This is a genomic window from Streptomyces flavusporus (assembly GCF_046267975.1).
Classification (GTDB): domain Bacteria; phylum Actinomycetota; class Actinomycetes; order Streptomycetales; family Streptomycetaceae; genus Streptomyces; species Streptomyces flavusporus.
In genome coordinates this window covers 3,916,207-3,928,629 of record NZ_CP176503.1, presented here as the reverse complement: position 1 = coordinate 3,928,629, position 12,423 = coordinate 3,916,207, and the positions used below count along the sequence as shown (strand labels likewise).

The following is a 12,423-nucleotide window of genomic DNA, read 5'->3' as shown; positions in this document are numbered from 1 at the left end:
TCCCGAAGGATCAGACGCACGCAATGAACAAGAACATCCGCCGTTCCATCGTCATAGCCGCCGGAGTCACCGGCGCGTGGGCGCTCGGTTCCGCTGTCGCGAGCGCCGACGAACTGCCCGCCTCCTCCCTCTCCGTGTCGGACGCGACCACGGATGCCGAAAGCACGCTCGGTGAGGTCACCGACGCCGTCGACGGAGTCGTCTCCGACCTCGCCGACGCCGACGCGCAGGGCACCGGCGTGACGGACGCTCTCACCGGTGTCGGCGTCGGCAAGGCGACCTCCACCGCCACGGACGTGCTCGGCACCGCCCGGACGACCACGGACGGGGTCCGTGCGACCGCCGCGTCGTCCGGCGACGGCAGTGCTGTGGAGCAGGCCCGCCGGTACGTCGACGCCGATGTGAGCCTGCCGAAGGCGGCCAAGGTCCGGGGCGCGCAGGCCGTCCAGGGTGCCCAGGCCGCCCGAGCCGCGCAGGCCAAGGCCGAAGTCACCACCGAGGTCGCCACCACGGCCGGGGCCACCATCGCCGACACCGCCCCCACCACGCCCCAGGACACGGTCGACTACCTCTTCGGCCCTCTCTCCGCCTTCGCGCCCGAGCTCGAGCAGGCGCTGGCCGCGGCGCAGACGAGGCTCCGGGGCACCCAGGCGGCGGCGCGGTCACAGACGCAGGGCGTCGAGGGTGTCGTACGGACGAAGGCGCAGTACGCGGTGGCGGGCGCGGGTCGCACCGCGGCGGGCGTGACACATGTCACGCAGGCCGCGGTCGCCGGGGCCGACGTGCGGACCGCCGGTGCGGGCACCACCGTTCAGGGCCAGGTCGGTGCCGTCAGGACCGCTGCCGAGGCGAGCGTCGCCTCCGTGCCGGCCCATGTCACGGGCACGGTCGGCGGGGTCGAGCAGCGTGTGGTCGGCACGGTCACCGCCGTGCCGGGCGCGGTCACGCCGGTGGTGGAGCAGACGGCCGCGGCTGCCGTTCCGCCGGTCGCCGCCTCCGCCGTGGCCGGCGTGCGGCCGGTCGCCGACCGGGCGGTGACGGGTGTGGTGCCGGTCGCCGGGCAGGCCGTGGCGGGCGTCGTGCCCGCCGCCACCGGAGCGGTGCACGGCGCCCGGCCGGCCGCGACCGGAGCCGTGTCCGGGGTGACCCCGGTCGCCGGTCACGCCGTGCACGCAGTCGCGCCCGCCGTGACCGACGCGGTGCACGGAGTGACGCCGGTCGCCACCGGTGCCATCGCCGGGGTCGCCGCGGTCGCCGGTCATGCCGTGGACGCCGCGACCGCGCTGGCGTACGGAGTGGTCGCCGACGTTCAGCCCGTCGTGGGCGACGCCGTGCAGGGCGTGCAGCCGGTCGCCGGCGGTGCCGTCACGGACGTACATGCGGTGGCGGGCGGTGCGGTGGCGGGCGTGCAGCCGGTCGCCGCCGAGGCCGTCACGGACGTGCGGTACCTCGCCTGGGGTGCGGTCGGGGACGTGCGGCCGGTGGCCGAGGGCGTGGTGGCGGACGTACCGCCGTATGCGACCGGTGTCGTCGACGAGGTGCCGCCGTACGCCGCGGGCCTCGTCGGGCAGGTCACCGGCGACGCCACGGGCACCGTGCTGCCGCCGGTCGCGAACACCGCGGTGCAGGGTGTCGTGCCGGTCGCCGGGCAGGCCGTCGCCGACGCGGGCGGGCTGGCGTACGGCGTCGTGGGCGATGCGGAGTACTTCACCGGCGGGGTCGCCGGGGGCGTACCGCCGCTGGCGTACGGCGTGACAGAGCAGGCCGGGGGCTTCGCCGAGGGCGTGGCGGGCGAGGTGCCGCCGTTCGCGCAGGGCGTCACCGGTGCGGTCCAGCCGCTCGTCGACACCGCCACCGAGACCGTATGGCCGGTCGTCGAGGGTGTCGGCGGCAGCACCACGACGCTGGCCTACGGCGTGGTGGGCGACGTCGCTCCGTTCGCGGGCGGCGTGGCCGGCGAGGCCACCCCGTTCGTGCACGGTGTCGCCGGGCAGGTCGCGCCCTTCGCACAGGACCTCACCGGCACCGTCCAGTCCACCGGCGGTTCGCTGACCGGCCACGCCGTCTACGGCGCGGAGGGCGTCGCCGAGTCGGTCACTCCCGGTTACGTCCAGGACGTACGTCAGGGCGGCACGTACAGCATCTGACCGAGCGCGGTCTCGCAGGACAGAGGCCCGGCATCCAGACCCCGCAGGGCCCCGCTCCACGACGGCCGAAAGCCGTCGGTCCGTCTGGACGGAAACCTGCGGTCGGGGCCCGGCGGTCCCCATTGGGGTGGGGATCGCCGGACCCGCGCCCCGGGGCCGTACGTCAGGCCCCTCGGGGATGCTCAAGGGGCCTCACCGGGTCAACCCCAGCCCGGTGAGGCCCTGTGCCGTCCCTGGCCTGTTCGCTGCCCGGTCACCGTCTGTTCCCTCACCGACGGCACGCCGTGCCAGTGAGTGCGGCATCATGTGACAGGTATCACCGCTCAGGTGTGACCCGCGATTTAGAGACCCCCAGCAAGCGGGGATAACCTGCGAGACGGACATGCCGCGCGCTCGGACACCGTGTGCGCTTCCCTTGTGACACATGCGGTCGTCACGTTGCCCTTCGCGGCACGCCCACGCATCCAACGAACCGCGAGATCACTGATAGGGACGGAAGCGCGTGGACCTGTTCGAGTACCAGGCGAGGGACCTCTTCGCCAAGCACGATGTACCGGTGCTGGCCGGTGAAGTCATCGACACGCCTGAGGCGGCGCGCGAGATCACCGAGCGTCTGGGCGGCAAGTCCGTCGTCAAGGCGCAGGTGAAGGTCGGTGGCCGCGGCAAGGCCGGTGGCGTGAAGCTGGCCGCCACCCCGGACGAGGCCGTCGCCCGCGCGACGGACATTCTCGGCATGGACATCAAGGGCCACACGGTCCACAAGGTCATGATCGCCGAGACGGCCCCGGAGATCCTCGAGGAGTACTACGTCTCCTTCCTCCTCGACCGTGCCAACCGCACCTTCCTCTCCATCGCCTCCGTCGAGGGCGGCATGGAGATCGAGGAGGTGGCAGCCACCCGCCCGGAGGCCGTCGCGAAGATCGCGATCGACGCCATCGACGGCGTGGACGAGGCGAAGGCCCGCGAGATCGTCGAGGCCGCCAAGTTCCCGGCCGAGGTCGCCGACAAGGTCGTGAACGTCCTCGTCAAGCTGTGGGACACCTTCATCAAGGAGGACGCCCTCCTGGTCGAGGTCAACCCGCTGGCCAAGGTCGCCTCCGGTGACGTCATCGCCCTCGACGGCAAGGTGTCGCTCGACGACAACGCCGAGTTCCGTCACCCCGACTTCGAGGAACTCCACGACAAGGCCGCGGCCAACCCCCTCGAGGCCGCCGCCAAGGAGAAGAACCTCAACTACGTCAAGCTCGACGGCGAGGTCGGCATCATCGGCAACGGCGCGGGTCTCGTGATGAGCACCCTGGACGTCGTCGCGTACGCCGGTGAGAAGCACGGCAACGTCAAGCCCGCCAACTTCCTGGACATCGGCGGTGGCGCCTCCGCCCAGGTGATGGCGAACGGCCTGGAGATCATCCTCGGCGACCCGGACGTCCGCTCCGTGTTCGTCAACGTCTTCGGCGGTATCACCGCCTGTGACGAGGTCGCCAACGGCATCGTGCAGGCCCTGAAGCTGCTGGAGGACCGCGGCGAGGAGGTCACCAAGCCGCTGGTCGTCCGTCTCGACGGCAACAACGCCGAGCTCGGCCGGCAGATCCTCACGGACGCCAACCACCCGCTGGTCCAGCGCGTCGACACCATGGACGGCGCGGCCGACAAGGCCGCCGAGCTCGCCGCAGCCGCCAAGTAAGCACCGAGGACGAGGACATCCACACACCATGGCTATCTGGCTCAACAAGGACAGCAAGGTCATCGTCCAGGGCATGACCGGCGCCACCGGCATGAAGCACACCAAGCTCATGCTCGGTGACGGCACGAACGTCGTGGGCGGCGTGAACCCGCGCAAGGCGGGTCAGACCGTGGACTTCGACGGCACCGAGGTACCCGTCTTCGGCTCCGTCAAGGAGGCCATTGAGGCCACCGGCGCCAACGTCTCCGTCATCTTCGTGCCGGAGAAGTTCACCAAGGACGCCGTCGTCGAGGCCATCGACGCCGAGATCCCGCTCGCCGTCGTCATCACCGAGGGCATCGCCGTGCACGACACGGCCGCCTTCTGGGCGTACGCCGGCAAGAAGGGCAGCAAGACCCGCATCATCGGCCCGAACTGTCCCGGCATCATCACCCCGGGCCAGTCCAACGTCGGCATCATCCCGGGCGACATCACCAAGCCGGGCCGCATCGGCCTGGTCTCGAAGTCCGGCACGCTGACGTACCAGATGATGTACGAACTCCGTGACATCGGCTTCTCGACCGCCGTCGGCATCGGTGGCGACCCGATCATCGGCAGCACGCACATCGACGCCCTGGCCGCCTTCCAGGCCGACCCCGACACCGACCTGATCGTCATGATCGGTGAGATCGGCGGTGACGCCGAGGAGCGGGCCGCGGCCTTCATCAAGGAGAACGTGACCAAGCCGGTCGTCGGCTACGTCGCGGGCTTCACCGCGCCCGAGGGCAAGACCATGGGCCACGCGGGCGCCATCGTCTCCGGCTCGTCCGGCACCGCCCAGGCGAAGAAGGAGGCCCTGGAGGCCGCGGGCGTCAAGGTCGGCAAGACCCCGACCGAGACGGCGAAGCTGGCGCGCGAGATCCTCGCCGGCTGAGTCCTCTGACTGACCGTCGGTGGGCCCGTTCCCCGAGTGGGGGCGGGCCCACCGACGTTTTCGTCCGTCCCCGCCTCACCTCGGTTCCGGCACCAGCCGCTCCGGTCCGCCGGCCGTTTCCATGCGCAGCTTCTCCAGCAGCTCCAGCTGCTGCTCCGACAACGGCCCCGGCGCCGCCCGCGGCGGTACCCCGCGTACCGTCTCGCCCGGTGCCACCGGCGGCTCGTACTGTGTCGGGGCCGTGCGCAGGGTCAGGGCTGTCGCGCCGATGAGGGTGACCGTGAAGGCGATGGCGGCTCGGGTCCAGAAACGGGCGCGGCGTTCGCTGCCGTTGCGTACCGTGAACGGTTTGGAGGCCCGTAGTCGTTCCGTGTCGGCCAGGCGGGCGAGTCGCCGGTGCAGTTCGGCCGGGTCGGACAGCTCCGGCAGCCGCGCGGCGACGGCCTCGCGCGCATGCAGCAGCCGGTTCGCCGCCGCCGGGGTGCTCGCCTCCGTCTCCGCCGCGGTCTCCGGCAGGTCGAGGCCCACGACGTCGTACAGCAGGAGCGTGCGGCGGTGCGGCGGCGGGAGTCTCAGGAGTACGTTCAGCAGCGTGCGGTCGGACGCGTCGGAGGGCGGCGCCTCGGGGTGGCGATGGCGCGGGCGGAACCGGTGCCAGGGGGAGAGGGCGTACTCGTACGCCGCCGCCCGTACCCAGCCCGTCGGGTCGCGGTCGACGGCCACCTCGGGCCAGCGCTGCCAGGCGAGTTGGAACGCCCGCTCGACCGACTCGCGAGCCAGCTTGCGCCGCCCGGTCAGCAGGTACGTCTGCCGTACGAGAGCGGGGGCGCAGAACGCGTAGAGCGCGTCGAAGGCCTGAGCGGGGGTCAGGGAGGACGGTGACGACGGCGCGAAGGGGTCGGGCTGGGCCTCGGGTTCCGGCTGGTCGTGACGTACCGTTACATCTGTCTTCTTCGCAGGGATTTCGCGATCGGTGACGGTCTCGATGCCGGTCTCAGTGCCGGCCTCGGTCGTCAGCGCGTTCAGCAATTCTGCGTACGCCTCCCGTTTCCGGCCGCGTGGAGTCGTGCGGCCGGCCTCCCACGCCCGCACCGTCCGACGCGAGACACCCATGCGCTCCGCGACCTGAGCCACAGTCAGCGAACCTGCCTCGCGCAGGCGGCGGCGCTCCTTGGGCGGGGGGAGCGGGGTCGCAGGGCTGCTCTGCCTCACAGGACACCCCTTCGCACGAAAAAGTACATAAACACATATTGGGCGACACATCGGAGATTCGCCTGTTACGACGGGAAAGTGCGTGTCGTTGGGAGCATGACGGTCGTGATTCAGATGTCCGACCGCCGATCGCCGCTGTCATCCCTGCTCACCCGTTTGCGTCGCCGATCGCCCGGACTGGCCGCCAGCCTCCTGGGTGGCGCGGTCGCGGCCGGGCTGGGGCTCGGCTCGTTCGCCGTACTCGTGATGATGCTGTGGATCACCTCGCCCTACCCCGACAGCGGGCCGGGGGGCGCGCTGCATGTCGCCGCGGGGCTGTGGCTGCTGGCGCACGGCGCGGAGCTGATCCGCACCGACACGCTCTCCGGCGTTCCCGCGCCGGTCGGCGTCACGCCGCTGCTGCTGCTCGTGCTGCCGGTGTGGCTGGTGCACCGGGCGGCGCGGGACGCGGTGGACGGGGAGCTGGAGGGTCGGGCACCGGTGGGCGTCCGTACGGCGTGGACGGGGGTGGTGCTGGGGTACCTCGCCGTCGGGGGCATGGCCACGGTGTACGCCTCGGGAGGCGGCTCGCTGCGGGCCGACTGGGTGTGGGCCGCAGTGTGTCTGCCGGTGATCGCCGTGGGCGCGGCGGGAGCAGGGGTATGGACGGCGTACGGGCGGCCCTGTGGGCCGGTGGACGGCGTACTGATCCTGTTGCCGCGCGGTCTGCGGCGGCTGTTCCTCGGGGCTGAGGCCCGGGAGCGGCTGGGTGTCTCGGCGCGGGCGGCCGCGGCCGGGGCCGCGATGCTGGTCGGGGGCGGGGCGTTGCTGGTGGCGGTGTCGCTGGTGTGGCACGGCGGCGCGGCCCGCGAGGCCTTTGCGCAGCTGACGCAGGGGTGGTCGGGGCGGTTCGCGGTGCTGCTGCTGTGCGCGGCGCTCGTGCCGAACTCGGCGGTGTGGGGTGCGGCCTATGCCCTCGGCCCCGGGTTCACGCTCGGCGTCGGGCACACGACGACCCCACTGTCCACCGACACCGCCCCGCTGCTCCCGCCGTTCCCCCTGCTGGCGGCGCTACCGGAGGCGGGCCCCGGGACGCCGCTGAACTGGGTGGCCGCGGTGGTGCCGGTGGCGGCCGGGGTGACGGTCGGGTGGTTCACGGGGAGGGCGGCGGTCCGGGACGGGGAGGATGAGGATGGGAGGGGGATGCCCTGGTCATGGGGGCGTACGGCGGGCTGCACCGGGCTGGCGGCTGTGTGGTGCGCGGCGGGACTCGCCGTGCTGGCCGGGCTGGCGGGCGGGCCGCTCGGGGTGGACGCGCTGGCTCGGTTCGGGCCGGTGTGGTGGCAGGTGGGGGTGGCGACGCTGGCGTGGACGGCGGTCGTGGCGGTTCCGACCGCGGTGGGGGTACGGGCTTGGCGGTGCCGGAGGCGTGAGCAGGGAGCTACGGAGACCATCGCCGGGCAACGGGAAGGGGCGGTGCCGGGCGGGGAAGCGGGGGGCGCTGGGGTGGGGGCGTCGGCTTCGGGGGAGGGGGCGGCGAAGGCTCGGGCGGGGGTGCCGGATTCCGGGCGAGGCGGGTTGGAGGCGAGGGCTGGGGCGGTTGATTCTGCGGCCGGAGGGTCGGGTGTCCGGGCTGGAGCGGCTGGCTCTGCGGCGAGTGAGTTGGACGTGTGGGCCGGGGTGATTGATCCCGTGGTGGGGGAGCCGAGCGTCGGGGCGGGTGCGGCGGACGCGGGGGCGGTTGGGACGAAGGGGCGCGCGGAGAGTCCGGAGTCTGCGGCGACTGAGTTGGACGTCTGGGCCGAGGTGATTGATTCCGCGGTGGGGGAGCCGAGCGTCGGGGCGGGTGCGGCGGACGCGGGGGCGGTTGGGGCGAAGGGGCGTGTGAAGAGTCCGGAGTCTGCCTCGGCCGAGGCGAACGTTCGGACGGGTGTGGCCGATGCCGGGGAGGCGGCGGCGAGGGTTGGGCCGCGGGCGTCGGACTCCGGGGAGGGGCCGGCGAAGCGGCAGGCACGGGTGTCGGACTCCGGCGCGGATGCGGCGAACAGCCGGACGGAGATGGCGCATCCCGGCGCGGGGACCTCGAACTCCGGGACGCAGAGGCCGGAGGCCCGCGCGGAAGCGTCGGACACCGGTGTGCGGCGACGTCGCCGACGGTGGCCCTTCTCCGGCGGCTCGTCAGCCCGCAAGCGTGACGGTGTCGGCCCGGATCCTCGGTCGACCGCATCGCAGGCCGCGCCCTATGCAGGCCGCCCGGACGCCCCGTACGACCCCACTCTCGAGCCCTACGACTTCCTTCCCGTCGACCCCCCGATGCCCTGGCGCGACGACACCCGCGAGGCCCGCTGGGCGGCGTTGAAGGAGGCGTCCAGGAGGGCGGAGCCACCGGAGCCGGACGACTCTTGAGGCCAGGCGTCTCCCGGAGGCCTGCGTGCCCAGCGCCTTCCAAACGCCCGAGCCCCCGAAGGCGCACCCCTAAGCGTTAGTCCCCAAAACCCCCCGCAACTCGTCCGGCAGCAGCTTGGTGCACGCCTGTCTGGCCTCGTTGGTGAGGGCGTCGTTGGTGCAGGTGTAGTAGTCGCGGTACACGAACTGTGCGGTGAAGGTCGCGGCGACGAGCATGATGGCCAGGGACGCCGTGACCAGGCCGCTCACTGCGGCCGCGGTCTGGGGGCGGGCCGGTGTCGTGGGGGCCGGGGTGTCGGGGCTGGGGGTGCGGGGCTTGGTGCGCAGGGAGCTGATGCCCCAGTAGAGGGCCAGCGCGCCGAGCAGCAGTGCCACGTACGGCCAGCTGAAGAGGGCGAAGAAGAAGGCCCACATGCCGGCCAGCAGCGTGTAGCGCGCGCGGCGCTGTGCCGGGTCCGTGGGGTCCCAGCGCAGTCCGCTCTGGCCCGGACCGCCGCCCTGCCCCTCGGAGCTGCGGCCGGGTCGGTCGCCGAAGCCGCTGCCGGAGGAGCGGCCGGGCTGCCGGTCGCTCCACTGGCTGCCCCACACGGGTCGGCCGCCCTCACCCTGCGAGCCGGAGGAGCCCGAAGAGTCGGGGGAGCCCTGCGAGCCCCGGGAGTCCCTTCCGTTGCCGGACGGGCGCCGCGGCTGCCATGGCCGGTCCGGCGTGCCCTCCGGCGGCGGCGCGAACGGGTTGTCGTCCTGGGCCGCACCGCCCCGCCGGTCGTCGGCGTCGCCCGAGGGCGCGCCGGGCGGTGTCGAGGGGCGCCCCCGCAGCAGCACGCCGGCACGCTCCCCTCCCCGTGCCGACTGAGGGGGGAGCGTGAGGAGTCGCAGGCTGCGGTCCGACATCAAGTGAGCGTCTTCCCCTTGGTGAATACGACTGGTCTGGCGTGAGCTGTCCTCTCGTGAACGCACCGCACCCCGGCCGCGTTCCCGAGCCCGCTCCTCCCAGACGCTACCTTCCGGCCACGCCCCCGTCCCGTGGGGGCTGCCCGGTGTGCCGGTATCGTTGCTGACGGTCGGCCGCTTCGTAGGCTTCCCCGTATCCGGGGGCGTGAAGCATTCGTACGAACGCACATACCGGCGCCGTACCCGGCCGACCGTGCACACGCTTCCCCGAGAAAGGGCCCCACCGTGGCCGCCAAGCCCGTGGTCAAGCGCCTCGTCGTGCTGGTCTCCGGATCCGGCACCAATCTGCAGGCGCTCCTCGACGCCATCGCGACCACCGGCGCCGAGGCGTACGGAGCCGAGATCGTGGCTGTCGGAGCCGACCGCGCCGGCATCGAGGGGCTGGCGCGGGCCGAGCGCGCCGGGCTGCCCACGTTCGTGTGCCGGGTCAAGGACTACGCCACCCGCGAGGAGTGGGACGCGGCCCTCGCCGGAGCCGTCGCCGCGTACGAGCCCGACCTCGTCGTCTCCGCCGGGTTCATGAAGATCGTGGGCAAGGAGTTCCTCGCCCGTTACGGCGGGCGGTTCATCAACACCCACCCCGCGCTCCTCCCCAGTTTTCCCGGCGCCCACGGTGTCCGCGACGCGCTCGCGTACGGCGCCAGGGTCACCGGCTGCACCGTCCACTTCGTCGACGACGGCGTCGACACCGGGCCGATCATCGCGCAGGGCGTGGTGGAGGTCCGGGACGAGGACGACGAGAGTGCGCTGCACGAGCGCATCAAGGAAGTCGAGCGAAGGCTGCTCGTCGATGTCGTGGGGCGGCTCGCCCGCAACGGCTATCGCATTGAGGGACGAAAGGTAGTTATCCAGTGACCGCCACCGCCGAGAGCAACAAGCGGGCCATTCGACGGGCGCTCGTCAGCGTCTACGACAAGACGGGTCTGGAAGACCTCGCGCGCGGTCTGCACGAGGCCGGCGTCGAGCTCGTCTCCACCGGCTCCACCGCCGCCCGCATCGCCGCCGCCGGCGTCCCCGTCACCAAGGTCGAGGAGCTCACCGGCTTCCCCGAGTGCCTGGACGGCCGCGTCAAGACCCTGCACCCCAGGGTCCACGCGGGCATCCTCGCCGACCTGCGCCTGGACAGCCACCGGCAGCAGCTCGACGAGCTGGGCGTCGCGCCGTTCGACCTCGTGGTCGTCAACCTCTACCCGTTCCAGGAGACCGTCGCCTCCGGAGCCTCGCCCGACGAGTGCGTGGAGCAGATCGACATCGGCGGGCCGTCGATGGTCCGCGCCGCCGCCAAGAACCACCCCTCGGTCGCCGTGGTCACCAGCCCGGAGCGGTACGCCGACATCCTTGCCGCCGTGCGCGACGGCGGCTTCGACCTCCCCACCCGCAAGCGGCTGGCCGCCGAGGCGTTCCGCCACACCGCCGAGTACGACGTGGCGGTCGCGGGCTGGTTCGCGGGCGAGTACGCCGGTGACGGCGAGGAGTTCCCGGAGTTCATCGGGGTGACGTACGAGCGCAAGCAGGTGCTGCGCTACGGCGAGAACCCGCACCAGCCCGCCGCCCTCTACACGGGCGGCTGCGGCGGCCTGGCCGAGGCGGAGCAGCTGCACGGCAAGGAGATGTCGTACAACAACTACGTGGACACGGACGCCGCCCGCCGTGCCGCGTACGACCACGCCGAGCCGTGCGTCGCGATCATCAAGCACGCCAACCCGTGCGGCATCGCGATCGGCGCGGACGTCGCCGAGGCCCACCGCAAGGCGCACGCCTGCGACCCGTTGTCGGCGTTCGGCGGCGTGATCGCCGTCAACCGGCCGGTCAGCAAGGAGATGGCCGAGCAGGTCGCCGAGATCTTCACCGAGGTCGTCGTCGCCCCCGACTACGAGGAGGGCGCGCTCGAAGCCCTCACCAAGAAGAAGAACATCCGCGTGCTGCGCTGCCCCGAGGCACCGCAGCCGCCCGCCGAGTTCCGCCCGATCGACGGCGGCGGCCTGGCCCAGGTGAAGGACGTCTTCCAGGCCGACGGCGACGACCCCGCCAACTGGACGCTGGCGACCGGCGAGGCCCTGAGCGCCGACGAGCTGCGCGAGCTGGCCTTCGCGTGGAAGGCCTGCCGTGCGGTGAAGTCCAACGCCATCCTGCTCGCCACGGACGGTGCCTCGGTCGGCGTCGGCATGGGACAGGTCAACCGCGTCGACTCGGCGAAGCTGGCCGTGGAGCGGGCGGGCGCCGAGCGCGCGCAGGGTTCCTACGCCGCCTCGGACGCGTTCTTCCCCTTCCCGGACGGCCTGGAGATCCTCACCGGGGCCGGCGTCAAGGCCGTGGTCCAGCCCGGCGGTTCGGTCCGTGACGAGCAGGTCGTTCAGGCCGCGCAGAAGGCGGGCATCACGATGTACTTCACGGGGACGCGGCACTTCTTCCACTGATACGCGACACGGGTGCCCCCGGTTCGGGGGCACCCTTCTCGCGGTGGGTGGCCACCCGCAGCGTCGGCCCTGCCCTTGTCTTCCCCACCCCTGCCCGGGCCGCCTTCGTCACCGCTCCGAAGGCATGACCCGGACACGGCGTGCCCTGAAAAGTTATAGGTACGCCGTGAGCGACGAGTGTCTGACACTGATCCGAACTTCTGGTCACGAGGTAGTGGAGACACTGTTATGCGCGGTGCGATGCGAACCATGGTGGGGGCTGTTGCCACGGGGCTCTTCGTCCTGGCGATGAGCAATCCGGCGGCAGCGGCCGAGAGTGATAACGCGGCCTGGAGCGACGCTCCGACCGGCGACAGGACGTGCATCACGGTCGGCAACCTGACGGCCACGGCGTGCTTCAAGCCGTACGGCGACGTCATATACGTGCAGGACCTCTCGCCCGACGCCAATGAGGTCTACGCCTACTGGCAGAACCAGCTCCGCGACAGCACCGGCACGTGGGGCACCTACCGCAGCGGCACCTGCACATACACCGGTGGCGCATACGGCTGGGGCTCCTGCAACAAGGACTTCTACGAGCACAGCAGCTCGAACGCCTGGGGCGGCAAGGGCAGCAGGGTGCGCGTCAAGGCCTGTGTCAACGACCTCGGTGACGACACATGCAGCAGCCTGACCGTCTGGGTCAACAACCAGTGATGCGAGCGCCAAGGCCCG

The 12,423-nt window shown here is 72.2% G+C and carries 8 protein-coding genes and 1 pseudogene; 7 read left to right on the top strand and 2 right to left on the bottom strand.

From position 1 onward, the window contains the following. The first annotated feature begins 23 nt into the window (after positions 1 to 23). From ACKTSN_RS18525 to sucD, 3 genes are all read left to right on the top strand, one after another. Positions 24 to 2,147 (top strand): hypothetical protein, encoded by a 2,124-nt coding sequence (locus ACKTSN_RS18525; protein ID WP_409470146.1) that lies wholly within the window; start codon positions 24 to 26, stop codon positions 2,145 to 2,147. Between the two features lie 502 nt (positions 2,148 to 2,649). Next, on the top strand, positions 2,650 to 3,831 hold the full coding sequence (gene sucC / locus ACKTSN_RS18520; protein ID WP_224733353.1) for an ADP-forming succinate--CoA ligase subunit beta: 1,182 nt from the start codon (positions 2,650 to 2,652) through the stop codon (positions 3,829 to 3,831). A 28-nt stretch (positions 3,832 to 3,859) separates the two neighbouring features. Then, entirely contained in the window at positions 3,860 to 4,744 is an 885-nt protein-coding gene (sucD, locus tag ACKTSN_RS18515; RefSeq protein ID WP_409470145.1) for a succinate--CoA ligase subunit alpha, read from the top strand. 75 nt (positions 4,745 to 4,819) lie between these two features. Here the strand turns inward: sucD and ACKTSN_RS18510 are convergent, their stop codons facing one another. Further along, positions 4,820 to 5,956, bottom strand: coding sequence for a helix-turn-helix domain-containing protein (locus ACKTSN_RS18510; RefSeq protein ID WP_409470144.1), 1,137 nt, complete (start codon positions 5,954 to 5,956; stop codon positions 4,820 to 4,822). A 96-nt stretch (positions 5,957 to 6,052) separates the two neighbouring features. Here ACKTSN_RS18510 and ACKTSN_RS18505 point away from each other — a divergent pair. Next, positions 6,053 to 7,366 (top strand): annotated as a pseudogene (locus ACKTSN_RS18505) (cell division protein PerM); the annotation flags it as partial. 1,044 nt (positions 7,367 to 8,410) lie between these two features. Here ACKTSN_RS18505 and ACKTSN_RS18500 read toward each other — a convergent pair. Further along, the gene (locus tag ACKTSN_RS18500; RefSeq protein ID WP_409470143.1) at positions 8,411 to 9,232 is read right to left on the bottom strand and encodes a hypothetical protein; all 822 of its coding nucleotides are present in this window, start codon (positions 9,230 to 9,232) and stop codon (positions 8,411 to 8,413) included. 285 nt (positions 9,233 to 9,517) lie between these two features. Between ACKTSN_RS18500 and purN the strand changes: the two genes are divergently transcribed. The 3 genes from purN (at position 9,518) to ACKTSN_RS18485 (ending at position 12,405) form a co-directional block, all read left to right on the top strand. Next, a complete protein-coding gene (gene purN / locus ACKTSN_RS18495) occupies positions 9,518 to 10,147 on the top strand; it encodes a phosphoribosylglycinamide formyltransferase (protein ID WP_129799184.1) in 630 nt (209 codons plus the stop codon). Continuing rightward, a complete protein-coding gene (gene purH / locus ACKTSN_RS18490) occupies positions 10,144 to 11,709 on the top strand; it encodes a bifunctional phosphoribosylaminoimidazolecarboxamide formyltransferase/IMP cyclohydrolase (RefSeq protein ID WP_409470142.1) in 1,566 nt (521 codons plus the stop codon). The genes purN and purH overlap by 4 nt, the downstream gene beginning before the upstream one ends. A gap of 249 nt (positions 11,710 to 11,958) precedes the next feature. After that, the gene (locus tag ACKTSN_RS18485; RefSeq protein WP_409470141.1) at positions 11,959 to 12,405 is read left to right on the top strand and encodes a hypothetical protein; all 447 of its coding nucleotides are present in this window, start codon (positions 11,959 to 11,961) and stop codon (positions 12,403 to 12,405) included. The last annotated feature ends 18 nt before the right edge of the window (positions 12,406 to 12,423 follow it).